The sequence below is a fragment of the Moraxella sp. RCAD0137 genome (assembly GCF_002894025.1).
Taxonomy (GTDB): Bacteria; Pseudomonadota; Gammaproteobacteria; order Pseudomonadales; family Moraxellaceae; genus Moraxella; species Moraxella porci.
The window spans coordinates 1-25,356 of record NZ_LTCC01000014.1; the positions used below are offsets into that span (position 1 = coordinate 1).

Consider the following 25,356-nt stretch of genomic DNA (forward strand, 5'->3'; position numbering starts at 1 on the left):
TATTGTAAGATGTCGGTAGGAAGTACTCATCATTTGGAAGTGGTTTTTGTGTGGAAACAAAATTATATTCTAGTTGATGAGTACTTCTTTTTTTGTTGCACTTGGATTGTAAATTCAGCTCATAAAAATACTCCGATTATCAAAAGTTAACATCTTGAAAAATTGCTTGATGTGGCGTATTATAGATGAGTAAATTATTTTTAGTAAGTACTTACAAAAATGTAAGTATGAAAATAATTTTTAATTCATTGATTTTATTATATATTTTATGAAAGGATTATTATGCCACTCAACCATCTCAATCAACCCATCGGGGAAACATTAACGGATTATTCAGCAGGACAACAGCCCAATATTCAACAGCTAATCGGTCGTTATACCATTGTTGAACCAATCAGTTTTAAACATTTTGATGATGCCTACCATTTTTATGGCGCAGAAAGCCCTGAAGCACAATGGACTTATTTATCTATTGAAGCCTTTAAAAATCAAGCGGATTTTCGGGCTTATTTTGAAAAAATGACACAATCTCACGATCCTTATTATTTAGCGATTGTGGACAAAGTCTCAGGTAAAACTGTTGGAACATTTGCCTTGATGCGTATTGATGCCGCCAATCGTGTCATAGAAATGGGTTGGGTGCTTTATGGCGATGAATTAAAGCAATCACGCTTGGCAACGGAAGCACAGTTTTTGGTCATGCAATATGTGTTTGAGGTTTTGCAATATCGCCGTTATGAATGGAAATGCGATAGCTTAAATGCGCCCTCTAACCGTGCCGCAAAACGCTTAGGCTTTCATTTCGAAGGCACCTTTCGCCGAGCACAAGTGTATAAAAACCGCACACGAGATACCAATTGGTATTCAATGATCAAAGAAGACTATCAAGCGATGAAACCCAAATATGAACGCTGGTTACAACCTGAAAATTTTGATGAAAACGGGCAACAGCGCACAGCATTAAATGATGAATAAAAAAAATCAAGGAGATAAAAATGGAAAATGTTTCAAACTCAATCGAACGCGGCTATGTCTTGGCAGCCAGTTGTCCATCTCGGCAAATCCTACAGCATCTCACCAACCGTTGGGGTGTACTGGTGATGATCGTGCTTGCCGATGGCACAAAACGCTTTAGCGAAATTCGCCGTGAGATTGAAGGCGTCAGCGAACGAATGCTCACGCAAACTTTGCAACAACTAGAACATGATGGCATGGTGCATCGCAAATCTTATAACACCGTGCCACCCCATGTGGAATATTCACTCACCGACTATGGCAAAATCGCTGGTGAAAAGCTTGCCGATTTGGTGGACTGGCTAGAAGAGAATTTGGGTGGGATTTTGGCAAGTCAAAATAATTGTTAAATGGCGATCGCTTTGGATCGCCATTGAGGTTTATTGGATTAAGCAGTTTTTAGCTCGCCTAATGCTTGCTTGATGATGGCGACACCCGCACTCAACGCCAATGCCGCCATGATAAACGCCACCACCAGATCAGGATATCTTGAACTGGTAAAATACACAGCAATCCCTGCACCGATTACGGCAACATTGCCGATAGCATCATTGCGGGAGCATAGCCAGACGCTTGTCATGTTGCTATCGCCATCACGAAAGCGGTATAGCAGCCATGCTGCTGTGACATTCGCCAATAACGCCAGCGCCCCCACAAGACTCATCTGGCTATGGCTTGGTACTTCACCATACCACAGCCGATACACCGTGGTCGCTAGGATAAACAGCCCGAACGCTCCCATCGTCACTCCCTTGACTAGAGATGCCTTGGCACGATAAGACAATGCCATCGGCAGCACGATCAGGCTGATGACATAATTAGCGCTGTCACCCAAAAAGTCCAAACTATCGGACAATAGCGACACCGAGCCTGAACTGATGCCCGCTAAGATCTCAACGACGAACATCGCTGCATTGATCAGCAGGACAACCCATAAGGCTCTTTTGTAGGCTGGTGATAGTCGTTTGGCGGCTGTGTCGTGCGAGCAAGAAGTGCAAGCCATGATAATCTCCCATGTAATTTCTCATCAACTCAGCTATACTATAAACCCTGTAGTCGCTACAGAGTCAAGGATAAACGAAGGAAAAATGATGAAAATTAGCGAACTTGCCAAATCAAGCGGCATCAATCTTGAGACCATCCGCTATTATGAACGGCTTGGGCTTATCACGCCTGCCAAGCGAGATGTCAATGGCTATCGATCATTTAATCAGGTGCAGTTAGATGAGCTGCATTTTATCAAGGCATGCCGTACCATTGGTTTTAGCCTTAATGAGATTCGTGAGCTGCTTGTCCTACAAGCCAATCCCGATAATTCTTGTCAAATGGCTGATACCCTTGCCAAAGCGCATCTGAATCAGATTGACCGGCAGATCGAGCAGTGCCAACAGATCAAAGCCTTACTTGAGCGCGTGGTAAACTGTCATGCTCGCGATATTGACCATTGTCAGATCATTGAGGGTATCAAGAAGTTTGGGGAATGAATTATAATTCCTTAATATCCAACGAACGCAAATACTGATACGTCCCATCATAAAAACAAGGTTTGCGAGTATCATCTGCTCTGCTGCCTTCAGGAATCCAAATCACCATACCTTGACGAGCACGTGTCAGTAGTACACGGTGAGCATTTTGGATGTATTGTCTATCGTCCGCTTTATTGACATTCTGCCAAATCCCGAGTTAAGACCTACTTCACCAGTATTAATTTCTTGGCCACCGCCAATCAGACATGCAATAACGCACCAGCCTGATGGCGATTCATCACATCAATCAAAACTCTGGCTCTGATCATATAATCAGCTGACAAACCGCTGTTTTTTTGCCAAAAAACAGTGTAGCGTTTCTTTGCCTATTTATGTTTTGAGATAAATATCATACAAACCTCAAGCAATCAAAAAAACTTGGCGATACTTAAGATCACCGCCCATTTACATAATTTAAAAACTGTATTATTATAAATCAACAACCAAACAAGGACGCATCATGAACATCACCCACAACACCACCGCCCAACGCTTTGAGACCACCATCGATGGGATTACCGCTTATCTGAGCTACCAAGTGGCTGGCGATGACATACTGATTTATGATCACACCATCGTCCCAAGTGCGCTTGGCGGTCGGGGCATCGGCTCGGCATTGACCCAAGTCGCCCTAGACTATGCCGTCGAGCACGGCAAAAAAGTCGTGCCGACCTGTTCTTTTGTCGCGCATTACATAAATAAGCACACCCAATATCAATCTGTGCTAAAATAAACCACATTTTGATTGATTGAATTTAGGAAACACTATGAGCAGTCTAACTTCCGACCAAGTCGCCCTACAGCTGGATGGGCTACCAGGGTGGTCTCGAGATGGCAACAGCCTGATTAAGACTTATACTTTTGAAGATTTTGCCACAGCGATGAGCTTTATGGTGCGTGTCTCGTTTTTTGCCCAAAGCCTTGAGCATTATCCTGTGTGGCAGCACGACTATAATGTCGTGAGCGTCCGTATCGGCGATGCAGAACAATCTGCTGTCCAAAGCCGTGATGTGCAGCTTGCCAAGCGTATGGAAAGCTCATTACAAGCACTATAATCACCCACATCACCCAACAAAAGCAATGGCTGATCGGTCATTGCTTTTGTTGTATTTGCTTATAAATCGGTCGGCTTAGCTCGGTTGGGCATTGCCTAAAACTGATAAAACTTGCTATCATAGTCGATTATTTCTGATTGATACCCTATTATGACCACGCACATCGATACCCGCTCGGTAAGCGACTTTACCGAATATGCCTATCTCAACTACGCCATGTATGTCATCATGGACCGTGCGCTGCCGCACATCGCTGACGGGCTCAAGCCTGTACAGCGACGCATCGTCTATGCCATGAGCGAGCTTGGGCTACGCCACACCGCCAAGCCCAAAAAAAGCGCTCGTACCGTCGGTGATGTGCTGGGCAAATACCATCCGCATGGCGACATTGCGTGTTATGAAGCAATGGTGCTGATGGCACAGCCGTTCAGCTATCGCTATCCGCTCATCACCGGTCAAGGCAACTGGGGTAGCCCTGATGACCCAAAATCCTTTGCCGCCATGCGTTACACCGAAGCCAAGATGAGTCAGTATGCCAACACGCTACTGACCGAGCTTGAGCAAGGCACGGTGGATTGGCAAGATAACTTTGATGGCTCATTGACCGAGCCTGTCACCTTACCTGCTCGCTTGCCAAATATTTTATTAAATGGCACAACAGGCATCGCCGTCGGTATGGCAACGGACATCCCACCGCACAATCTGAACGAAGTCGTCAAAGCCTGTATCCGCCTATTAAAGAACCCTGATTTGTCGGTCAAGCAGCTGACCCAAACCATCCTTGCGCCTGATTTGCCGACCACCGCCGAAATCATCACCCCAAAAGATGAGCTCGTCGCCATGTACGAAACTGGTCGTGGTAGCTACAAGATGCGTGCCACTTATCACATCGACCCAAAACAAAAAAATCTCGTCGTCATCGATGCCCTGCCTTATCAAGTCTCTGGCAACAAAATCATCGAACAAATCGCCAAATTGATGAATGATAAGAAACTGCCTTGGGTCGTCGATGCCAATGATGAATCGGACAATGCCAACCCGTGCCGTATCGTGATTGAGCTCAAAAAAGGCAAGCTTGATATTGATAAAATCATGAGCCATCTATTCGCCAATACCGATCTTGAAACCAGTTTTCGGGTCAATATGAACATGATCGGCGTCAATGGCAAGCCTGAAGTCAAAAACCTAAAAACCATCTTGTCTGAGTGGCTGTCCGTGCGTCGCAATGTAGTCATTCGCAGGCTCAATCACCGCTTGGATAAGATTGATAAGCGATTGCACATCTTGGCAGGTCTTTTGATTGCTTACCTAAATATCGATGAAGTCATCCGCATCATCCGCGAAGAAGACGACCCCAAGCTTGAACTGATGAATCGCTATGGACTGTCGGACATTCAAGCAGATGCCATCTTGGATATCAAACTGCGTCAGCTTGCCAAGCTTGAAGAAATCGAACTCAATGCTGAGCGCGATCGCCTAGAAGCTGAGCGCGCTGTGATCGCCGAACAGCTGGCCAATCCGGATGCACTCACCGCCTTACTGATCGATGAGCTGACCGCCGACGCCAAAGAGCATGGCGATGAACGCAGATCACCTGTAGTGGAGCGTGATGAAGCCACCAGCCTAAAAGCCACTGAGCTGATTAGTGCTGAGCCTGTGACCGTCGTTATCTCACAAGCAGGCTGGATTCGCCTTGCCAAAGGGCATAGCACCGATCCAAGCGAGATGAACTACCGTGCTGGCGACGGCTATCTGACCCATGCACTGGGCAAATCAACTGAACGCCTGATTTTATTGGACAACACAGGGCGTAGCTACGGACTAGATACCGTCAATCTGCCATCAGCTCGTGGTCAAGGCGATCCAATCACCAGCCTACTAAACCTAGCCAGTGGTAACAAAATCGAGCAGCTGCTATTTAACACCCCGCACAATATCATCATGGCAAGTAGCACAGGTTATGGCTTTGTCAATAGCATCAATAATCTCGACACCGCCCAAAAAGCTGGCAAAACCAGCATCAACCTAGGCGATGGCACACTCCTACCCGTCGCACTGATTGATGAAGCAGATACGCTTGTGGCGGTCAGTGTCTCCAATGGCAATCTGCTGATTTTCCCGCTTGATGATCTGCCACAGCTAGCCAAGGGCAAGGGTAATAAACTGGTCAATCTCAAAGGCGATGAGACCATCACCGCCATCACAAGCCTATCGGCAAATGATAGCCTAGTCATCAGTGCAGGCAAACGCACACTGACGCTAAAGCCCAATGACATTGCCAATTATACTGGCAAGCGCGCTGGTCGTGGTGCTGCACTACCAAAGGGTTTTGGCAAAGTGAATGCAATGACCAAGCTCATCAAAGATGCTGAATGAGGATGACAAGCAAGACAGACGGTGGTGTAATAGCCACCGTTTTTTATTGATCAATCACTCATCATTTATCAACTCACTCTCAGGTGGATTATTAAGATAAAATAATCATACTGGTATTATGAATTATTCCATATCAGCATAAAAATAGTGCCAAATTTACCCTTGATAAACATCATCATCCACCCAACCTAAATAGTGCCGATCTTATTTTCGGTGTGTTTTAAATAAATCAAAGGACAATTCCTATGAGTATGAAAGTCGCTCGCTGGTATGGTCAGCGTGATATCCGTGTTGAAACCGCTCCCATCCCTAGCCCAAAAGCCCATCAAGTCAAAATCGCTGTCAAATACACAGGCATTTGTGGTTCTGATTTGCACGAATATCTAGGCGGACCTATTTTTATCCCCACCAAAGACAACCACCCTTATTCAGGTCAAAAAGCCCCCATCACCATGGGGCATGAATTTGCCGGTGAAATCGTGGAAGTCGGTAGCGATGTGACTGGTGTGCAAGTGGGCGACCGTGTCACCGTTGAGCCAATCCTTGCCAAAAACGGTCTAACAGGCAAATACAATCTAGACGAAAACCTAGGCTTTGTAGGCCTAATGGCGGATGGTGGCTTTGCTGAATTTTGTGTGGTGGATGCCGAGCTTGTGCATAAGCTACCTGACAGCATTGACTATGAACAAGGCGCCTTGACCGAGCCTGCGGCCGTCGCCCTATATGCGGTGCGTCAAAGCAAGCTAAAAGCTGGCGATACTGCTGCCGTGTTTGGCTGTGGTCCTATTGGTCTATTAGTCATTGAAGCCTTGCGTGCAGCGGGTGCAACCGACATTTATGCCGTAGAGCTATCTACCGAACGCCAAGCCAAAGCCACTGAGCTTGGTGCCATCGTCATTGACCCTGCCAAAGTGGACGCTGTCGCCGAAATCAAACGCCTAACAGGTGGTGGTGCGGATGTGTCGTTTGAAGTGACAGGCGTTGCCCCTGTGCTAAAACAATCCATCGAAGCCATCAAAAATGACGGCGAATGCGTGATTGTCAGTATCTGGGAAGGTGAAGCGTCCATCCACCCGAACGAAATCGTCATCAAAGAAAAAACCGTCAAAGGCATCATTGCCTATCGTGATGTCTTCCCTGCGGTGCTAAAACTGATGGAACAAGGCTACTTTAGTAAAGATAAGCTGGTTACCAAACGCATTAAGCTTGAAAATATCGTTGAAGAAGGTTTTGAAGCACTGGTCAAAGAAAAAAGCCAAGTCAAAATCTTGGTTGAGCCAAAATAAACCAACCAATCTTGCTTAAATTTACCAAAAAATCCCAAAGTTCATCGCTTTGGGATTTTTCTCACTCACCAAAACAGCCCAAAATTCACCCGCTTGCCATCAGCACGCAGTTTGGCAGCGATTATCATCGCCATCAGCGCATGATCATAACGCGCACCATCACGGATCAGCCAAGCGCTGTTGCTGTTTTGGGTAAGTTTACTGATCACGGGTGCAGCCGTGCAGCGATCAGGTGCGGTGCAGCTTGTCATTGTTACTTGCTTATTGATAAATCCTTGAAAATCATCGATATAATACGGATTTTTATCTTTTTTCTGCGCAAGAAATTCATACGCGTGCAAGTCATCGCCTTGATGGTATGCCATATTCACCGCAAGATTCAGCCAGTATTTGTATTCATCCAAAAAACTGCCCGTGCCATCTGCATTCAGCTGCAATCTTGCGCCGTCATGTCCGATCAAGTGATGATGATTAACAAAGCGGATAAACTCATCGCGCAAGGCAACATCATACGCCTGCCCTGCTTGTGAGTATAGATATGCCTGCGCCATCGGTGATAAGATGGCAAAGTCATACGGCGCATAACTTTGAGCGGTTGTGGTTGAGGTTATGGTTGGTGCTTGGCTTGGTGTGGTGTTTGGCAGATTGGCACAGCCTGCACTTGCCAAAATCACTGCCATAGCACCTGCAACAATACTGATCTTGCCAAAAAATCGCGTCATCTGCCCCATCATCTCACCGCCTTTTTAAACACAAACACACAAAATTCGCCACGCACATCAAGTGTATCAAAGCGTTCAAGCTCGGCTCGTTTGTCAGCTTTTGCCTTGTAGGCATAAGGCGTCATGGCAATCAGATGCTTAAGCATGGTATTATCCAAGCTAAACTCACTCATCATCAGATGCTCATCCACAAGCTCAAATTCAGGCGCCAGACTTGCGATGAACTTCTCTGGCTCATGCGATATCACTTGACCAAATAATGCTTCACGCATGGCATACAGATGGTTGGGTGCAGGGGTTGCTACGATCAGATGACCCTTTGGCTGTAGTACTCTTAGCATCTCATCTTTTGGTAGTGGGCTAAATAGACTCGTGCAGACATCGATACTGCCATCTGCCACAGGCAGTACCGCACCTGTGCCGACCACCCAAGTGATGTTAGTGCTGGTTTTATACGCTTTGGCGGCGGCTTGCACGGCAGATTTGGCGATATCCATGCCGATGACGCTTTGTGCTACTTGTCCAAGTGCTTCGGTATAATAGCCTTCACCGCAGCCGATATCAAGCACCGTGCGTGCCGACAAGCGACTGATGATATGCTGTACGCCTGTCTTGAGCGGCTGATAATATCCTGCCGACAAAAACGCTCGCCGTGCTGCCACCGACTCGGGCGTATCACCAGGATTTTTGCTCTTTTTATGCTGAACAACATGCAGATTGACATAGCCTTCTTTGGCGATATCAAAGCTGTGATTGGATGGGCAGCGGTAGCTTTTTTGGGTGAGTATCAAGGACTGTTGGCAGATTGGACAGGTGAGCATGATGTATTTTGAGTCATTGTCAATGGATTGGCTATTGTAGCATAGCTGACTGATTTTTTGGGATTGGCGGTGTTGGTGCTTATTTTTTGCCTGCCAAAATGCCACTACCAATCACAAGCCCAATCCCCACCATCGCCATCATCGGTAGCATCTCATCAAAGGCGACGACCCCGTACAAGGTGGATAGCACAACAGTCAGATACGCCAAAGCAGACACCATAAATTTACGCCCAACCTTATAAGCATGAGTCATTGCCAACTGCCCAAACATCGCCGACAGCCCAATGCCCAATAAATACGGCACCATCTCCACGCTGATCATCGTCCAGCCCTTAATGGTACTGATGATAAAAGTCACCACGCTTGCCAATGCCGAAAAATAAAACACAATCCGCCACGACGGCTCACCAAGTAGCGACAGCTCTCGTACCTGTAGATAGGCATAGCCTGCCACCGCACCACTACCCAAGCCCACCAAAGTCGGTAGCCATCCGTGCCCCAAGATACTCGGCTGCAAAATCAAGCCAATACCCACCAAGCCAAGCACCAAAGCAAACCAAGTCAGCCCTGATGGATATTGCTTCAAAATCAGTACCGAAAACAGTGCCAAAAATAGACTGGAAGTATAATTAAAAGTAATCGCCGTCGCCAAAGGCAGATGCACCAAGCCAAAAAAGAACATCACAAGCCCAAGCGTACCCGCTAACGACCGCCAAAAATGCGCTTTGGGATAAGCGGTGGCAAAGCTTTGTTTGGCGATACACGCCTGCACGCCCAGCACAATCGTAGCAAAAATCACTCGCCAAAACACCAGTTCGTACTCGTGCATGGCAAATCGACCACCTGCCGCCTTGACCAAAATGCCCATCGTACAAAAACATACCGCAGCGACCACCATCCATAGCGAGCCGAGAAATGAGCCTGTGTCTGTGTATGATTTCACCGATGACCACCTTTTTTATAACAAAAATGGGACGCATCACGCCCCACTGTATTATAACCGCTTAACTGACCAAAGCAAGCACAATCATCGTGCCTGTTCTGGCGTTTGGTTGTACATATAACGATAAATCAGCCAATCGCCTTGAGATTGTTTTAGGATAAACAATTCGCGATTATGATCCAGATGTCGGCTGCCGTCTTTTTTATTGGTGACATATGAGCCGACAGGATGGATGGTCGCCACCATCGCCAGCTGGTCATCGACGACGATATCATCAATCACATAATCAATGGTGCCAAAATCCATCGCCGCAAAGGTACCTTGATAATTTTGTAGCACCTGTGCTTTGCCTTTGGCAGTTAAGCGATCTTGAAAAGTAGTCACCACATCAGGATGCAGCACACTTGCGATCCCATCCACATCAGCGGTGCGCATCGCCTGCTGATAACGCTGCATGACGGCTCGTACGGCAGCTTCATTCGCCTGCTGAGTCACTGATGGTGTATTTGTGCTGACGATGACAGGCTGCGTGACGCTTGGTGTGGCAGCACAGGCACTTAGTATCACTGCCGCCATGGGTATTGCCAATGATTTTAGAGTATATTTCATGTCTTTTTCCTTATTGTTGTGGTGTGATTGATTATTTATCCGAAGTCAAGCCCAAGAGCGAGAAGCCACCCGTCTTGGCAGTGATGCCGTTTTTGACCAGATACATTTGCAGCATCCCGAGTGCTTCTAGCTGCTTGGCTTGATTAAGACTGCCGACATCCACAGCATTTAGGCTTGAGCCTTGTAGAGCGGTGATGAGTGTGTGTTTGGCGTCGGCATCATCGCCTGCGATCAGCACCGTCGGCGCATCTCGATCGGCGACTTTTTTGGCATTTAGTATAAATGCCGATGTGGTGTTAAATGCCTTTAGGATGCGTGCTGATGGCAATGCCTGCTGCAGCAAGCTTGCTGCTGACTCGCCTTGTGGCACGACCAATGTGTCTAGCGTCTGAAAATTAACAGGATTTGAGATATCGATGATGATTTTATCGCTAAGCTTGGCCTGATGATCCGCCACAAACTGCTGATGTGATGCATACGGAATCGCCAAAATCACCAATGAATCCAGTGTATCAGGGACATCACGACCGATGAGCGTGACCGCATGGCCGGCGTCTTGTAGATGGGATTTGATGGCGTTGGCCATGTTGCCTTGGCCGATGATTGAGATGTTCATAATGATCCTTTTTTGTTGTTATGACTTTTATTGTTATGACATCATCATACGCCAATACTTAGGCGGTTGGCAATGGGTAGAACTTGGCGGTCATTTGGGTGGATTGGATGAAAATTATTCTAATCATCAGATATAAAAATAAACCAAAATTCAAAACTTTACATATGATCATTTGCAACACCCTGTTGCATCCAACTTAATTGTGCAGGTAGTGCATATATGATTTGATGATTTGCAATCAATGCCATGCACTTTGTCAATAATAAGACAAAGTAAAGAATCACCCTAAATTATCAGAGAGAACAAAATGAGCCTACTTCCAAATGCGGGAGTCGTAGATAATATCTATTTTATATCATGAAGTTATTGGCAGATACCGGTAAATCACTCATTCTTTTTCTTATTACTTTCATACACCCAGCGCCGACAATCATCATACTTATAAAAACTAACATATAAACTTACATGGTATAAATTATCAAAGTTGTAATCACCTACCGATATTTCATTTTCGCCGACACAAAACCGTTTATAAAAAGAATGTTTGGCAGTGTTATGTTCGGATAATTCAACATCATCGGCAATTTTTTGAATGTTTTCTAGCAATGTTTCAATATCACTTGCTTTGGGGTTGTGATAATGATAGGTGATAGAAATGGATTGTGCATCAGTGCGTTTAAAATCATCTCTGTTATCAAATGGCGGTAGATTGACTGTGACCGTATCTAAGATTTGTTGCAGTTCAGCTTTCTTTTTATCATAATCCAATTTGATAGGTGCGTAAAATTCAGGATTTTTAAATCTATCCATCCAAGAATAAATCATAATAGGCAGCACAAAAGCCAAAACAGCGATCATAAAAGCTTTATAAATAATTTTATTCATACAAAATCCCATCCAAAAAATCTGTTGCTTTTTTAATATTGCCTTGTTTAGCTCTTTGTTAATAGATTATAATTTAAGATATTATTTAGTAAATTGCTCATTAGTATCAATGAGCAATTTACTATATTGATAGGATTTTAAATGAGCGATTTGATTGTCAAATCAATGCTCCCTTGTCGCACGAAACTCCACTTCAGGATAACGCTCTTGCATGAGCTGTAGATTGACACGGCTTGGGGCAAGATAAGTCAGATAGCCGCCGCCGTCCACCGATAGCTGGTCGTGGGCTTTTTTCTTGAATTTTTCAAACGCCACTTTGTCATCACAATGCACCCAGCGTACGGTCGCGATGGATACAGGCTCAAAGGTACATTGCACTTTGTATTCTTCGGCTAGGCGATGTGCCACCACTTCAAACTGCAAGACACCCACCGCACCTAGAATCAAATCATTATTGATTTGTGGCATAAATACTTGGGTTGCGCCTTCTTCGGACAGCTGCTGCAAGCCTTTTTGAAGTTGTTTGGATTTGAGCGGGTCTTTTAGCACCACACGGCGAAACAGCTCTGGGGCAAAGTGCGGAATGCCCGTAAAGTTTAGATTCTCACCACTGGTAAAACTATCGCCAATCTGAATCGTGCCATGGTTGTGCAGACCAATGATATCACCTGCATAAGCTTCGTCCAGCGTCTCACGGTCGCCCGCTAGGAACATCAACGCGTCCGACACACGCACTTCTTTGCCGATACGCACATGATTCATCTTCATGCCACGCTCATATCGCCCAGAGCAAATTCGCATAAAGGCAACACGGTCACGGTGCTTGGGGTCCATATTGGCTTGGATTTTAAAGACAAAGCCTGTAAATTCTGGCTCGTCTGCTTTGACCGTACGCTCAAGCGTTTCATGGTCTTTTGGCGGTGGGGCGTATTGGGTGAGCACATCCAAAATCATATTTACCCCAAAATTACCCAACGCCGTACCAAACAGCACAGGCGTCTGACGACCAGCCAAAAACTCGCTTTCGTCCCAGTCTTCATGTGCCATCTGTGCAAGCTCCAAGTCTTCCACAAACTTATTCCACACAAGCTCGCCCAGTCGCTCTTTGATGTCGTCATGCTCATAGCCATCACGCACTTCGATGTCGGTGATTTGTGTGCCAAAGCCTTTTTTATAAAAGTAAGTTTTGTTTTCGCCCAGATGATACACGCCAACAAAATCCTGCCCCATACCAATCGGAAAAGTAAACGGCACGCATTTGATTTTTAGCACGCTTTCAATTTCATCAAGCAGTGCCAAAGGGTCACGGATTTCGCGGTCAAGCTTATTAACAAATGAGATGATTGGCGTATCACGCATACGGCAGACATCCATGAGCTTAATCGTCCGCTCTTCTACGCCCTTAGCACCGTCAATCACCATCAAGGCACTGTCCACCGCAGTCAGCGTACGGTAAGTGTCTTCACTAAAGTCGGCGTGTCCAGGGGTGTCAAGCAAGTTCACCATGTTATCGCCATAAGGAAACTGCATGACAGAGGTGGTGATAGAAATCCCACGCTCTTGCTCCATGCTCATCCAGTCAGAGGTGGCGTGTTTGTCGGTTTTGCGGGATTTGACTTCGCCTGCAGTCTGAATGACTTGCCCCCATAGCAGGAGCTTTTCGGTCATGGTGGTTTTACCTGCGTCAGGGTGGGAGATGATGGCAAAGGTGCGGCGGCGCTGGATTTGGGATAGGTGTGTGGTCATAATTGTATTTCGGTTAAATTTGGCAAAAAATTGGATAAAAATGATGCCAAATTATAGCACACATCAAGCAATTTTTGAGTATGAAATGACAGTATTGACTGTTATAATGATGGCATACATTCGATTTAGACAATAGGAATTTTATGGCCCTTACCGTGATTTATGCACTGCTTGGCTTACTATTAATTGCTTTTAATGTCTATCAGCGTAAGCTATGGCTCAAATATGCCATGATGGTGCTTGGCTTCGTATTGGTATTCTCAGCCAGCCAACACGCCGGGCTGGATAACAAAAGCACGCTAGAAGTCGCCATCTATGTCGGCGTGATGATTGTCTTTGCCTTTATCATTCAAATTATCGCCAAGGCCGTCTGTGCCAAACTTGCCGTCCGCTATCCTGAGTGGATTCGTGCTAATATCCGCTGATTTGACAGCTCACTTGATTATAAGAACACACCCATGACCGATTTGACCGCCTATACCGACATCCCAAACCTTGCCAAATTTGACACCAGCCACATCGATAGCACGCGCGCGCCTGTGGTGCTGGTCGATGGCTCATATTATCTGTTTCGCTGTTTTTTTGGTCTGCCACCTTTATCCAATAAAGACGGCCTACCGACCAATGCCATCCGTGGCGTATTGAATGCCCTAAATAAGCTCATGCGTCGCTATAAGCCTGCATATATGGCAGTGGCATTTGATACCAAAGCGCCGACCTTTCGCCATGAGTTATCCGACAGCTATAAGGCGCACCGCCCACCGATGGATGATGATTTGCGGGTACAGATTCCCTACATTCATCGCATGATTGAACTGCTTGGCATTCCCCTGATCAAGCTTGATGGTTTTGAAGCCGATGATATCATTGGCACACTCGCCCATCAGGCGTGTCAAGCAGGACATCCAGTGATCATCTCAACTGGTGATAAAGATATGGCACAGCTGGTCAATGACTGCGTGACGCTCGAAGACAGTTTCACGGGTAAGCTGACTGACCCTGCCCAAGTCATCGACAAATTTGGCGTCACCGCCACCCAAATCGCCGACTACCTGACACTCATGGGGGACGCTTCCGATGGCATCGCAGGCATCCCAAAAGTCGGTGCCAAGACCGCCGCCAAACTACTCACCGAATACCAAGACATCGATGGCATCTTGGCAAATCTGGACAGCATCAAAGGCGTGGTGGGCAAAAATCTTGCCGAGCATCGTGATGAGATTCCGCTCAATCGCACGCTGGCGACCATCGTCACCAATCTGCGTTTGCCGTTTGAATTTGATGATATCAAACTTCAAGGCGATGACGATCCCTCTCGCCTGCATGAGCTGCATCGCTTATTTGGTGAGCTTGAGTTTCGCACAGAGATTAGTGCCATCAGTGACAAACTTGCCAAGCTTGAAACTGCCTTTCATGCCGATGATGAGAGCGTCGATGCGGTGGCTGCCAAGATAGATACCGAGCTTGAAGCACAGTTTACGCAAGCCTTTCAGGAAATTGACACACTTGGTGATGAGAGCGTCGACGCAATGAGCGTTCCAACCTTGCCATCACAACCTGTGACTTATCAGACCATCAGCACGATGGATCAGCTTGATGAGTTATTAGCCAAACTTCATAGCGTACCGTATTTTGCCATCGATACTGAGACCACGAGTATCAACTGGCAACACGCCGAATTGGTCGGTATCAGCATCGCCTACCAAAACTTTGATGCTTATTATATTCCTGTCGGTCATGTCGATGATTTGGGCGTATTACTTGATGGACAACTGCCACGCGATGCTGTATTGGCAAAATTCAAGCCACTCTTAGAAAACCCAAACATCAGCAAAATCGGTCAGCATATCAAATATGATGCGCATATTTTTGCCAATTATGGCATTGATTTGATTGGAGATATTCATAGCACGCCGAATAATTGGGCATTTGAGACCATGCTTGCCAGCTATGTGATCAACAACACTGCGACGCGTCATAATATGGATGACATCGCCAAGCACTATCTGGGCGTGACGACCACCACATTCGAAGACATCGCAGGCAAAGGTGCAAAGCAGCTCACCTTCGATAGAATCGACATCGACATCGCTGCCCACTATGCTTGTGAAGATGCTGACATTACTTTTAGACTATTTAGTATATTTTCACAATATCTGTCCAAAGATGCCACAGCACACCGCTTATTGCACAAGCTTGAGATCCCAACAGCGCAGATTCTAGCACAGATGGAGCATGATGGGATTTTGATTGCGACCGATTTTCTTGGTACACTGTCGCACCGCTTTGATACTGAGATTTTGGGGCTTGAACAGCGTGCCGAAGTGCTTGCCGGTGAGCAGTTTAACCTAGCAAGCCCAAAACAGCTTGGCGAGATTTTATTTGATAAGCTTGGCATACCAGGTGGCAAAAAAACCAAAACTGGCCAATACTCGACATCCGAAGCTATCCTTGCCAAAATCGATCATCCGCTGGTCGATGTCGTGCTTGAGCATCGCAGTCTATCCAAGCTCAAAAGCACCTACACGGATGCACTGGCTCGTGCTGCCGACAAAGACAACCGAGTGCACACCAGTTACCATCAGGCACTGACCACCACAGGTCGCTTATCATCATCAGATCCAAACTTACAAAATATCCCGATTCGCACCGATACAGGGCGTCTGATCCGTGAAGCCTTTATTGCGCCAAAAGGTCGTGTCATCCTAGCGGCGGACTACTCGCAGATTGAGCTGCGTTTGATGGCACATTTTAGCGGTGATGAACGCCTGATTGATGCCTTTCACCGTGGGTTAGACATTCACACCGCCACCGCCAGTGAAATCATGAATAAGCCACTTGATGAAGTGACATCGAACGAACGCCGAGCGGCTAAGGCGGTGAATTTTGGGCTATTGTACGGCATGAGTGCCTTTGGGCTTGCCAAGCAGCTTGGTGTGGATCGTGCGGTGGCGCAGGATTATATCAAACGCTACTTTGCTCGATATCCTGCCATCCATGACTATATGGAGAACACCAAAGCCCATGCCAAACTACACGGCTATGTACAGACGCTACTGGGTCGTAAGCTATATTCGCCTGACATCAACAGCAGTAATCGCATGATCAAAGAAGCTGCCGAGCGTGCCGCCATCAACGCACCGCTACAAGGCTCAGCCGCTGAGATCATCAAGCTTGCGATGATTGCCGTCGATCAAGTGTTGCCAAAAGATCATGCCAAATTGCTACTGCAAGTGCATGATGAACTGGTATTTGAAGTGGATCAAGACAAAGCCGATGACATTGCTGCCATCATCAAAGATGCCATGCAATCGGTACTGGACGACTTTGTGGCAGTGCGTGGCTGGCAGGTGGACTTTGCCGTGCCGCTCGTCGTCGAAGTCGGTATCGGTGACAACTGGGATCAGGCACATTGATACGCCAATTCTAAATCTATCCCAAAACCGTTCATGTGGTGCATGAGCGGTTTTTTTGGCTTGTGACCAGCTGTTATTTCGGCCAAAAAACAGACAAAAAAACAACGGGCGATGCCATCAGACACCGCCCGTTGTTTTCCCTGATTTTACCACCGTAAAATCCGTATCCTTACCAACCTTCCTTGAATAGCATGTCATCCTTGCCCTGCTCCATCAGGGTTCTCCGTTGCTATGTGTGTATTATGCATGATTTTTTGCATAATACAAATACGCAAAATGCGTCAATCGTTGTAAGAAATTTCGTACAACGCATCACGACTCACTTACCCAAGCACCATTTCGCCAAACAAGTGCAAAACGAGTCGCCTTGCCGTCCTTTTCGGAGCCGATGTATTGCTCGTTGTTTTTACGACTCCAGCGTAAGATGGTTGGGTTGCCATTATCATCAACATCAGGCGCATTAAACAGATAATGGAATTTTGGCTCCATCTGATCTTTGATGCTGCGTAGCTCGGCAAGCTTTGGTGGGCGAGTTTCTCGTACTTTTGGGAATTTTGATGCTGCCAAGAATAGCCCCGCCGCCCCTTCTCGCAGTACATAATGATCATCAAATTTCTGTGAACGCAGCTCGGGCATGGCAATCGCTGTCATGCGTGGTGGCGCAGCTTGGCCATTTTTGAGCACTTTACGGGTATTATCACACTTGCGGCACGCAAAATACGCCCCAAAACGACCTGTCTTGAGCTCCATTTGTCCATCGCATTTATCACAATCAATGGTCGGCGCATCATTGGTCGCCCCACCCACTTCAAAGACACCTTGTTCAAGCAAATAGCCATCACAGTCAGGATTATTGCCGCAGATGTGAAGCTTTAGACCGCCATCAACGATGTAGCCATCCATCGCTGCGTTGCATTTTGGACAGCGTTTTTTCTCCATCAAGGCATTGACTTCGGCCGAATCATCATCAGCATCAAACTCAAAAGCCGATACAGGCATCAGATTTTTGGTGCCTTTGCAGCGTTCTTTTGGCGGCAGATTATAGCCCGTACAGCCCAAAAATACGCCCGTGCTACCAGTACGCACCTGCATCGGACGACTGCAAATATCACAGTGAATATCCGGCACATTGGTCGGATCGTTCGGGCGCATACCTTGGCTGGACTTTGCAGTTTCTAGTTTTGCCTTAAAGCCACCATAAAAATTATCCAGCACCGCTTTCCAGTCTTCGTGTCCGACCGCCACTTCATCAAGCTTGTCTTCTAGCCCTGCGGTAAAAGCATAATCCATCAAATCAGGGAAGCTCTCCACCAAGCGTTCGGTGACGATATCACCCATCTTCTCGGCATATAGGCGCTTATTTTCAAGCTTGACATAGCCACGCTCTTGGATGGTTGAGATGATTGATGCATAAGTCGATGGACGACCGATGCCACGGCTCTCAAGCTCTTTGACCAGGCTTGCTTCACTGTATCTTGCTGGCGGCTTGGTGAAATGCTGTGATGGCTCAACACTGATCAGTGGCAAGCTCTCACCAACCTTGACTGCAGGCAATAACACATCATCACTCTTGGCAGGTGGCTGTACTCGAGTATAGCCATCGAACACAAGTGTACGACCTTTAGCTTTGAGCTCAACATTACCTGCTGTGACAATCAGATTCACCGACTGATAGCGTGCTGGTGTCATCTGACACGCCACAAACTGACGCCAAATCAGCTCATACAATCGCTGTGCATCACGCTCCATACCAGTCAGCTGTGATGACTTGACTGCCACCGATGACGGGCGGATGGCTTCGTGTGCCTCTTGGGCGTTTTGTTTATTACCATAGAAATTTGGCTTGTCTGGCAAATAGGCATCGCCGAAGTTTTGGCTGATATAGCCACGCACCGAATTGAGCGCATCTTGACTTAGGAATGTCGAGTCGGTACGCATATAGGTGATATGACCTGCTTCGTACAGACGCTGAGCCAAAATCATGGTCTTTTTGACACTAAAGCCTAGGCGAGTGCTTGCCGCCTGCTGCAGTGTCGATGTGATAAATGGCGCTGATGAGCGTGACTGGGTCGGCTTCTCATCAATGCTTGAGACAACAAAGGGGGAGCTTTGTAGGAGCTGCACCACCGCATCCGCTTCGGCTTGATTGCTCATCTTAAGCGTTTTGCCGTTTTGCTTGGTGGCTTCTAGACGAAGCGTCTCGCCTGCTGCACTGTTATTGGTGTGAATTTCCCAATATTCAACAGGGACAAAAGCACGAATCTCTCGCTCACGCTCCACCACCAAACGAGTCGCTACCGACTGCACACGCCCTGCCGACAAACCACGAGCAATCTTCGCCCATAGCAGCGGCGATACCATAAAGCCGACCACACGATCAAGGAAACGGCGTGCTTGCTGCGCATTGACACGGTCGATGTTCAGCTGATCAGGGTGTTCAAAGGCATTTTGGATGGCGGTTTTGGTGATTTCGTTAAATACTACTCGACTATATTTGGCATCATCGCCACCGATGACTTCTTTTAGGTGCCAAGCGATCGCCTCCCCTTCTCTATCCAAGTCCGTCGCCAGATAGATCTTATCAGCATCTTTGGCCAAAGCTTTAAGCTCACGGATAACTTTGGTCTTATTTGGTAAGACTTCATAGACTGCCTTCCAGCCATGCTCAGGATCGACGCCCATACGACGCACCAAGGCGCGCTCGGCTTTTTGTTCACGAGACAATCCTTCGTCGTCTGCTTTGGTGGCCTTGGTGGTTGTGCCGCCGACAGGCAAATCACGCACATGACCGACACTTGAGCGGACAATATAGTCATTGCCCAGATATTTATTGATGGTTTTGGCTTTGGCAGGCGACTCCACAATCACCAAGGCTTTGCCCTTGGCGCTGGCTGTGGTCGAGCTTGCCGCAGCTTTGGTGGTGGTTTTTTTGGTGGTTGCCATGTCTTTGCCTTAATTCAACTAATAAAATGAAAATTGCGCCATATTCTTAAGCTTTGATGGCGCGATTACAAGGATCGAAATCCGATCATAAACGCTTTTTTGGATCCGATGACCCAAACAGCATCAGCTTCCCTGTTTGCATTTATAGGGTGCAAATGGCTTTTTGTCAATCATTTTATAAAAAAATTACCAAAGTTTTCTATCCTCTGGCTCATCTGATGACGCGCTCATGCCATCATTCACCGACCGCGCCCATGCCATCAACTGCTGTTTTAAGTGGGACAAATCTGCCTCAGCTTGCTGATTATCCAGCTTATAGGCTTTGTAGCTATGTTGATATGAATCATCCAACCAGTACAGACTGATGTGGTTGGCCTTGATCGACAAACCCAATGCATAAGATGCAATCGATGCTGGCAAATCAATCACTGTGCCATCGATTTTTGAGACTTGTCGCTGCATCTTTGGTGTGTGGATCTGTTGATCAAGTAGCTGCCATCGGCCATCGATTGCCCGATAGTGCGCCAAAGGCAGCTTTAGCTCATCCATCATCACAGTGTACTGCGCGATCATCGGGACGCTGGTATCTGTGCGCGCGTATGGATCTGCTTTGGGCGGTCTGAGTGCCTTTAGCGTATCGCTGAGCCATTCGGGGCGCGCGATGAGCTTGGGATAGATGCCCATCTTTCGCGCCATCAATCGAAAATCCGCCACGCGTGATTCTTGTGCCTTGGGGCGCGCTGCCATAAAATTGCCCACAAAAAATCCAGCCACGCCCAGCACAACAAGGATGGCGATGCTGCTACTTGATAAGTCCATCTGTCATCCTATAAAAGCAGTTGGCGCTTGCCGCTGTGGTCCATCGACGACACCAAGCCGCGCTCTTCCATCTGGTCAAGCAGGCGCGCAGCACGGTTATAGCCGATGCTAAATTTGCGCTGCACCGCTGAGATCGATGGCTTGCGTGTCTCCACCACAAAGGCTGCTGCTGCTTCGTATAGCTCATCACCATCGATACTGCCGCCACCCATCTCGCCGCTGCCCTCACCCTCGAAGGTATAGCTGTCAGACAGATCGATATAATCAGGGCTGCCGCGCTCACGCCACGCATCACAGACGCGGTTCACCTCATCATCATCGACATAGGCACCATGTACACGCTCTGGGTTATTTTTGCCCGGGCCGATAAACATCATATCGCCATGACCCAGCATATCTTCAGCGCCGCCTTCTTCGATGATGGTTCGGCTATCGACTTTTGAGTTAACGCGGAGTGCCACACGGGCAGGCACATTCGCCTTAATCAGGCCTGTGACCACATTGACCGTCGGACGCTGAGTGGCGAGCAATAGATGGATGCCTGCGGCACGAGCTTTTTGGGCAAGACGCACGATCGGCTCTTCGGCAGTCTTGCCAAGCTGCATGATCATATCGGCAAATTCATCAGCGACGATGACGATGGTTGGTAATGGTTTAAGCTTAGGTGGCTTGGACTGACTGACGCTATCATTCATCTGCCATAGCGGGTCATAGATTGGCTCACCTGTCATCTCAGCTTGTTCGACTTTTTTGTTAAACTCGCTGATCTTACGCACACGAAGCTTACTCATCAGCTGATAACGACGCTCCATTTCATTGACGCACCAAGTCAATGCCGCTACCGCATCTTTCATATCGGTAATCACGGGTGTCAATAGATGCGGAATATCGCCATAGTTGGCAAGCTCTAGTTGTTTTGGGTCAATCAACACAAGCTTTAGCTGATCGGGCGTGTATTTAAGCAGCATCGACATCAAAAATGAGTTCACCAGTACCGACTTACCCGAGCCTGTCGTACCAGCAACGAGCATATGCGGTGCTTTGGCAAGGTCAGCAATCACAGGCTTGCCGCCGATGTCTTTGCCGACAGCGATGGCGATTTGTTTGTCTGGATCACGATAATCTGGCGTATCTAGTAGCTCAATCAGACGCACCATCTCACGCTTATCGTTTGGTACTTCGATGCCGATGTATGGCTTACCAGGGATGACTTCCACCACGCGCAGTGATGCCTTGGACATCGAGCGTGCCAGATCCTGCGATACGCGAGTGACGCGACTGGCTTTCACCCCAGGCGCTAATTCCACCTCAAAGCGCGTCACCACAGGACCAACCATCGCTGAGACGACCTGCGCTTGGATATTAAATTCTTGTAATTTGATCTCCAAAAGCTCTGAGGCCTGTTGTAATTGGGCTTCGCTGACCTTTGGCTTGGCGCTCAGATCTGGCTTATCAAGTATGTCAAGATCAGGCAGCGGCGTGAGGCTCAATCGATGGCTCAAGGTGTCCATGGCTCGAGATTTGGCGATCGGCTGTGCAGCTGGCGCTGGTGTCGGTGCTGCTGGCTCGCTGACGGCAGCAGTTGGGGCTTGCCATACCGCACTCACCTCTGCCTCGTCCGCCTCTGCCTCGTCCACCTCTAGCTCGGGCTGTGGCTGGATGATCTGTTCAGATGCGCCGACTTTATGGATCTGTTTGAATCGCTCCACTGTCGATGGTGCATCGGATGGCTCAGGCTCTTGAGTCACTGGCTTAATCTCATGGGTCTGCACAACGCTGTCAGCTTGATTGGTAAAGTGGACTGGATCGATCTCACTTTGCCATGCACCCATCTGCGCATCCATCGCAGGTGTCTGCGCCTGCAGATTGGCATCGGTCGCAGCAGCGGCATTCATCTGCCCAGCGATTCTTTCATCCATGACTTTTTTGGCGGCAGCGGCTTGCTCGGCCTGTTCTTTGGCGATCAGCTCTTCGCGCAGACCCGAATGCTGCAAGAAGCTCTCTAGCGCGCCTGCGTGATTGTGCGCCTGATAGGGCAGATTCTCATCATCCTGCACCAAAGGCTCATCATCAGACAGCTCATGTGCATCAATAACATCCTCACCCTGTTCATCTGACATTGGTTGGGTTTTTTCGGCGCCAATCCATTGAAACACCATCCCTATCACATTGCGCCAGCGAACTTCAAAGCCCAGCACCAAGATGGCAACAATGACCAATAACAGCACCAGTGCTGTTGGCATCGCACCGATAGTTGTCGTCAGATTTTTTTGTAGCTCATAACCGATGGCACCGCCCAAACTGGCCGCTGACCATGACTCATTGAGTGCACCGATATAAGCGAGCAATCCACTGACAAACAGCATCAATAATGCATAAGCACAAATGCGCAACGCCCAGACCAGCTTGACATGCGTCCACCACAGACGCACCAACTCATAGGCCAGCACCAGCACCAGCACCCACGATCCATAACCAAAAAACGCGTGCAAAATATCCGCCACCCAAGCGCCCAGCCTGCCGCCGACATTATTGATTTGTGTATCGCTGCCGACATGTGACCATGCCGAATCGGCTGCATCAAAGGACAACAAGGATAAGAAAAGAAACACAAATAAAATAATGCCGCAGATGCTAAAAATCAGCTGCTTAATTGTGGGCAGTTTGCCCATGATGTTGGTGATGGTTGGGTGTTGAAATAGGTTCGTCATGATAACTCGTAGGCAGGCGATGGACGGTTTATAAATGCATCATAAACCGTCTATTATAGCGAATTTAACAAATTTAGCCAAATATTACTTATTCGATGTCTCTTAGCGATCCACCCACCCCAAAGCTTTAATCAGCCATCAGTCCAGCAGCCCCATCTCGGTCAGCACATCGACGGCAGCACGGTAGGCTTCTTGGGTCGCAGGTGCGCCGCAGTAGGGTAAGCTGTGTAGCAGTACTTCTTGGATTTCTGCAACTGTTGCACCGTTATTGATGGCCCCACGAATATGCCCTTTGAGTTCGGCTGGACTTTTTTGAGCGATCAAGAACGCCATGGTGATTAATGAACGGGTTTTACGATCAATGCCATCACGTTGCCAAGTCGAACCCCAAGCATGTTCATTAATCCAGTCTTGTAATGGTGCAGTAAATGGCGTTACCTGCCCCATCGAACGCTCCACATGCGCATCCCCCATCACTTGCTTGCGTACGGTGATGCCGTTTTGGTAGGTTGGGTTATTATCCATTCATATTTCTCCTTAAAATGCTGATGATTAACTAGCTTCGCACTTCCCCATGTCCAAAGACCACCCATTTTTCACAAGTCAGTCCATGCAGACCTACAGGTCCTCGGGCGTGGATTTTATCGGTTGAGATACCAATCTCAGCACCCAAGCCATACTCAAAGCCATCAGCAAATCGGCTGGATGCATTGACCATCACACTCGATGAATCAACACGACGGATAAAGGCATTGGCAGTGGTATAGTTCTCAGTGATGATGACATCGGTATGATGGCTGCCGTAGTGATTGATGTGACTGATGGCATCATCGAGACTGCCCACCACCTTGATTGCCAAGATTGGTGCCAGATACTCTGTGTACCAGTCATCTTCTGTCGCCGGCTGATAAGCGTCACTCTGCCCAAGTATGCCTTGACTGACTGGGCATAAGCGAAACTGCATGGCACTGTCTGCATCCATCATCGCCTGTGTGATGGCAGGCAACAGCTCGGCTGCGAGTGCTTCATACACCAGTAGCGTCTCCATGGTGTTACAGGTACCATAGCGAGAAGTTTTGGCATTGGTGGCAACCTTAATCGCCATCTCGTGATTGGCATCTTGATCGATATAAGTATGGCAATTCCCGTCCAAATGCTTAATCACTGGTACCGTTGCACCATGACTGATACGCTCAATCAGCCCCTTGCCACCACGCGGAATAATCACATCGACCGCCTCTTTCATCGTGATTAGACTATCCACCGCCGAGCGATCTGTGGTTGCTAGCACCTGCACCACATCCTGTGGCAGACCTGCCATATTCAGCCCTGCATGGATACAGGCAGCGATGGCTTGGTTGGAATGATACGCCTCAGAGCCACCACGCAAGATGATGGCATTGCCCGATTTGATGGCAAGACTTGCCGCCTCAATGGTGACATTTGGACGAGATTCATAGATCATACCGACGACACCAAGCGGTACACGCATTTTGCCCAGTTGAATGCCTGATGGGCGATAGGTCATGTGACTGATCTCACCCACAGGATCAGGCAAAGCGATCACATCATCGAGCGATGCGATCATGCCATCAAAACGCACTTCATTGAGCACCAAGCGATCCAAGAGCGATGCCTCAAGATCATTATCTTGCCCTGCTTTGACATCGATGGCATTGGCATCAAGCACCGCTTGTTTTTGCTCTATCAAAGCCTGCTTGATACAGCTTAGGGCATGGTTTTTGGTCTTCGTGTCGGCACCAGCAAGGTGAGCTGCGGCAGCTTTGGCTTGGCGACCGACTTGAGTCATGTATGTGGCGACATCGTCAATTGGCTGATTGAATGGCTGTTTTGCTGTCATATTTCCC

Annotated in this window: 23 protein-coding genes; 9 read left to right on the forward strand and 14 right to left on the reverse strand. The window is 47.7% G+C overall.

Features of this window, described 5'->3' with window-relative positions; all coding sequences use genetic code 11:
• Positions 1-282 precede the first annotated feature (282 nt).
• Positions 283-975, forward strand: a complete 693-nt coding sequence (locus tag AZ602_RS08210; RefSeq protein WP_103034487.1) for a GNAT family N-acetyltransferase — start codon at positions 283-285, stop codon at positions 973-975.
• A gap of 20 nt (positions 976-995) precedes the next feature.
• On the forward strand, positions 996-1,364 hold the full coding sequence (locus tag AZ602_RS08215) for a helix-turn-helix domain-containing protein (protein ID WP_103034488.1): 369 nt from the start codon (positions 996-998) through the stop codon (positions 1,362-1,364).
• 38 nt (positions 1,365-1,402) lie between these two features.
• Here the strand turns inward: AZ602_RS08215 and AZ602_RS08220 are convergent, their stop codons facing one another.
• A complete protein-coding gene (locus AZ602_RS08220) occupies positions 1,403-2,017 on the reverse strand; it encodes a cation transporter (protein WP_103034489.1) in 615 nt (204 codons plus the stop codon).
• Between the two features lie 88 nt (positions 2,018-2,105).
• On the opposite strand from AZ602_RS08220, the gene AZ602_RS08225 reads away from it, so the two are divergent.
• Positions 2,106-2,498 (forward strand): MerR family DNA-binding protein, encoded by a 393-nt coding sequence (locus AZ602_RS08225; protein WP_227525206.1) that lies wholly within the window; start codon positions 2,106-2,108, stop codon positions 2,496-2,498.
• A 1-nt stretch (position 2,499) separates the two neighbouring features.
• Here the strand turns inward: AZ602_RS08225 and AZ602_RS09995 are convergent, their stop codons facing one another.
• Positions 2,500-2,691, reverse strand: a complete 192-nt coding sequence (locus tag AZ602_RS09995; RefSeq protein ID WP_146025234.1) for a DNA/RNA helicase domain-containing protein — start codon at positions 2,689-2,691, stop codon at positions 2,500-2,502.
• A 306-nt stretch (positions 2,692-2,997) separates the two neighbouring features.
• Between AZ602_RS09995 and AZ602_RS08230 the strand changes: the two genes are divergently transcribed.
• The 4 genes from AZ602_RS08230 (at position 2,998) to AZ602_RS08245 (ending at position 7,257) form a co-directional block, all read left to right on the forward strand.
• Entirely contained in the window at positions 2,998-3,273 is a 276-nt protein-coding gene (locus tag AZ602_RS08230) for a GNAT family N-acetyltransferase (protein WP_103034491.1), read from the forward strand.
• A 34-nt stretch (positions 3,274-3,307) separates the two neighbouring features.
• A complete protein-coding gene (locus tag AZ602_RS08235) occupies positions 3,308-3,595 on the forward strand; it encodes a 4a-hydroxytetrahydrobiopterin dehydratase (RefSeq protein ID WP_078254533.1) in 288 nt (95 codons plus the stop codon).
• Between the two features lie 150 nt (positions 3,596-3,745).
• Positions 3,746-5,971 carry a DNA topoisomerase IV subunit A gene (gene parC / locus AZ602_RS08240; protein WP_103034492.1) on the forward strand — a complete coding sequence of 742 codons (2,226 nt, stop codon included), beginning with the start codon at positions 3,746-3,748 and terminating at the stop codon, positions 5,969-5,971.
• Positions 5,972-6,216: 245 nt separating this feature from the next.
• On the forward strand, positions 6,217-7,257 hold the full coding sequence (locus AZ602_RS08245; protein ID WP_304442091.1) for a 2,3-butanediol dehydrogenase: 1,041 nt from the start codon (positions 6,217-6,219) through the stop codon (positions 7,255-7,257).
• Between the two features lie 65 nt (positions 7,258-7,322).
• Here the strand turns inward: AZ602_RS08245 and AZ602_RS08250 are convergent, their stop codons facing one another.
• The 7 genes from AZ602_RS08250 to AZ602_RS08280 form a co-directional block, all read right to left on the reverse strand.
• Positions 7,323-7,979 carry a hypothetical protein gene (locus AZ602_RS08250; protein WP_146025233.1) on the reverse strand — a complete coding sequence of 219 codons (657 nt, stop codon included), beginning with the start codon at positions 7,977-7,979 and terminating at the stop codon, positions 7,323-7,325.
• An 8-nt stretch (positions 7,980-7,987) separates the two neighbouring features.
• The gene (locus tag AZ602_RS08255) at positions 7,988-8,800 is read right to left on the reverse strand and encodes a putative RNA methyltransferase (RefSeq protein WP_103034521.1); all 813 of its coding nucleotides are present in this window, start codon (positions 8,798-8,800) and stop codon (positions 7,988-7,990) included.
• Positions 8,801-8,879: 79 nt separating this feature from the next.
• On the reverse strand, positions 8,880-9,743 hold the full coding sequence (locus AZ602_RS08260; RefSeq protein ID WP_255409089.1) for a DMT family transporter: 864 nt from the start codon (positions 9,741-9,743) through the stop codon (positions 8,880-8,882).
• 84 nt (positions 9,744-9,827) lie between these two features.
• Positions 9,828-10,352: a nuclear transport factor 2 family protein gene (locus tag AZ602_RS08265; RefSeq protein WP_103034494.1), complete on the reverse strand. Its 525-nt coding sequence runs from the start codon at positions 10,350-10,352 to the stop codon at positions 9,828-9,830.
• Between the two features lie 31 nt (positions 10,353-10,383).
• Positions 10,384-10,968, reverse strand: a complete 585-nt coding sequence (locus AZ602_RS08270; protein ID WP_103034495.1) for an NADPH-dependent F420 reductase — start codon at positions 10,966-10,968, stop codon at positions 10,384-10,386.
• Between the two features lie 384 nt (positions 10,969-11,352).
• A complete protein-coding gene (locus AZ602_RS08275) occupies positions 11,353-11,853 on the reverse strand; it encodes a hypothetical protein (protein WP_103034496.1) in 501 nt (166 codons plus the stop codon).
• 162 nt (positions 11,854-12,015) lie between these two features.
• A complete protein-coding gene (locus tag AZ602_RS08280) occupies positions 12,016-13,599 on the reverse strand; it encodes a peptide chain release factor 3 (RefSeq protein WP_103034497.1) in 1,584 nt (527 codons plus the stop codon).
• Positions 13,600-13,742: 143 nt separating this feature from the next.
• Between AZ602_RS08280 and AZ602_RS08285 the strand changes: the two genes are divergently transcribed.
• Both AZ602_RS08285 and polA read left to right on the forward strand, forming a co-directional pair.
• The gene (locus AZ602_RS08285; protein WP_103034498.1) at positions 13,743-14,024 is read left to right on the forward strand and encodes a hypothetical protein; all 282 of its coding nucleotides are present in this window, start codon (positions 13,743-13,745) and stop codon (positions 14,022-14,024) included.
• A gap of 33 nt (positions 14,025-14,057) precedes the next feature.
• Positions 14,058-17,015: a DNA polymerase I gene (gene polA, locus AZ602_RS08290; RefSeq protein ID WP_103034499.1), complete on the forward strand. Its 2,958-nt coding sequence runs from the start codon at positions 14,058-14,060 to the stop codon at positions 17,013-17,015.
• A 312-nt stretch (positions 17,016-17,327) separates the two neighbouring features.
• Here the strand turns inward: polA and topA are convergent, their stop codons facing one another.
• The 5 genes from topA to AZ602_RS08315 all read right to left on the reverse strand — a co-directional run bounded on the left by topA (position 17,328) and on the right by AZ602_RS08315 (position 25,349).
• Positions 17,328-19,958 carry a type I DNA topoisomerase gene (gene topA, locus AZ602_RS08295; protein WP_103034500.1) on the reverse strand — a complete coding sequence of 877 codons (2,631 nt, stop codon included), beginning with the start codon at positions 19,956-19,958 and terminating at the stop codon, positions 17,328-17,330.
• A gap of 186 nt (positions 19,959-20,144) precedes the next feature.
• The gene (locus AZ602_RS08300) at positions 20,145-20,777 is read right to left on the reverse strand and encodes a hypothetical protein (protein ID WP_103034501.1); all 633 of its coding nucleotides are present in this window, start codon (positions 20,775-20,777) and stop codon (positions 20,145-20,147) included.
• An 8-nt stretch (positions 20,778-20,785) separates the two neighbouring features.
• Entirely contained in the window at positions 20,786-23,488 is a 2,703-nt protein-coding gene (locus tag AZ602_RS08305) for a DNA translocase FtsK (protein ID WP_103034502.1), read from the reverse strand.
• A 138-nt stretch (positions 23,489-23,626) separates the two neighbouring features.
• On the reverse strand, positions 23,627-24,013 hold the full coding sequence (locus AZ602_RS08310) for a carboxymuconolactone decarboxylase family protein (protein WP_103034503.1): 387 nt from the start codon (positions 24,011-24,013) through the stop codon (positions 23,627-23,629).
• Positions 24,014-24,044: 31 nt separating this feature from the next.
• Positions 24,045-25,349, reverse strand: a complete 1,305-nt coding sequence (locus tag AZ602_RS08315; protein WP_103034523.1) for a glutamate-5-semialdehyde dehydrogenase — start codon at positions 25,347-25,349, stop codon at positions 24,045-24,047.
• Positions 25,350-25,356 lie beyond the last annotated feature (7 nt).

Coding starts and splice junctions, on each gene's coding strand:
- AZ602_RS08215 (WP_103034488.1), top strand. CDS start 996: ATGGAAAATGTTTCAAACTCAATCGAACGCGGCTATGTCTTGGCAGCC.
- AZ602_RS08250 (WP_146025233.1), bottom strand. CDS start 7,979: ATGACGCGATTTTTTGGCAAGATCAGTATTGTTGCAGGTGCTATGGCA.
- AZ602_RS08275 (WP_103034496.1), bottom strand. CDS start 11,853: ATGAATAAAATTATTTATAAAGCTTTTATGATCGCTGTTTTGGCTTTT.
- AZ602_RS08265 (WP_103034494.1), bottom strand. CDS start 10,352: ATGAAATATACTCTAAAATCATTGGCAATACCCATGGCGGCAGTGATA.
- AZ602_RS08300 (WP_103034501.1), bottom strand. CDS start 20,777: ATGGACTTATCAAGTAGCAGCATCGCCATCCTTGTTGTGCTGGGCGTG.
- polA (WP_103034499.1), top strand. CDS start 14,058: ATGACCGATTTGACCGCCTATACCGACATCCCAAACCTTGCCAAATTT.
- AZ602_RS08235 (WP_078254533.1), top strand. CDS start 3,308: ATGAGCAGTCTAACTTCCGACCAAGTCGCCCTACAGCTGGATGGGCTA.
- AZ602_RS08305 (WP_103034502.1), bottom strand. CDS start 23,488: ATGACGAACCTATTTCAACACCCAACCATCACCAACATCATGGGCAAA.
- AZ602_RS08225 (WP_227525206.1), top strand. CDS start 2,106: ATGAAAATTAGCGAACTTGCCAAATCAAGCGGCATCAATCTTGAGACC.
- AZ602_RS08245 (WP_304442091.1), top strand. CDS start 6,217: ATGAGTATGAAAGTCGCTCGCTGGTATGGTCAGCGTGATATCCGTGTT.
- AZ602_RS08270 (WP_103034495.1), bottom strand. CDS start 10,968: ATGAACATCTCAATCATCGGCCAAGGCAACATGGCCAACGCCATCAAA.
- AZ602_RS08255 (WP_103034521.1), bottom strand. CDS start 8,800: ATGCTCACCTGTCCAATCTGCCAACAGTCCTTGATACTCACCCAAAAA.
- AZ602_RS08280 (WP_103034497.1), bottom strand. CDS start 13,599: ATGACCACACACCTATCCCAAATCCAGCGCCGCCGCACCTTTGCCATC.
- AZ602_RS08210 (WP_103034487.1), top strand. CDS start 283: ATGCCACTCAACCATCTCAATCAACCCATCGGGGAAACATTAACGGAT.
- AZ602_RS08310 (WP_103034503.1), bottom strand. CDS start 24,013: ATGGATAATAACCCAACCTACCAAAACGGCATCACCGTACGCAAGCAA.
- AZ602_RS08285 (WP_103034498.1), top strand. CDS start 13,743: ATGGCCCTTACCGTGATTTATGCACTGCTTGGCTTACTATTAATTGCT.
- AZ602_RS08220 (WP_103034489.1), bottom strand. CDS start 2,017: ATGGCTTGCACTTCTTGCTCGCACGACACAGCCGCCAAACGACTATCA.
- AZ602_RS08315 (WP_103034523.1), bottom strand. CDS start 25,349: ATGACAGCAAAACAGCCATTCAATCAGCCAATTGACGATGTCGCCACA.
- topA (WP_103034500.1), bottom strand. CDS start 19,958: ATGGCAACCACCAAAAAAACCACCACCAAAGCTGCGGCAAGCTCGACC.
- parC (WP_103034492.1), top strand. CDS start 3,746: ATGACCACGCACATCGATACCCGCTCGGTAAGCGACTTTACCGAATAT.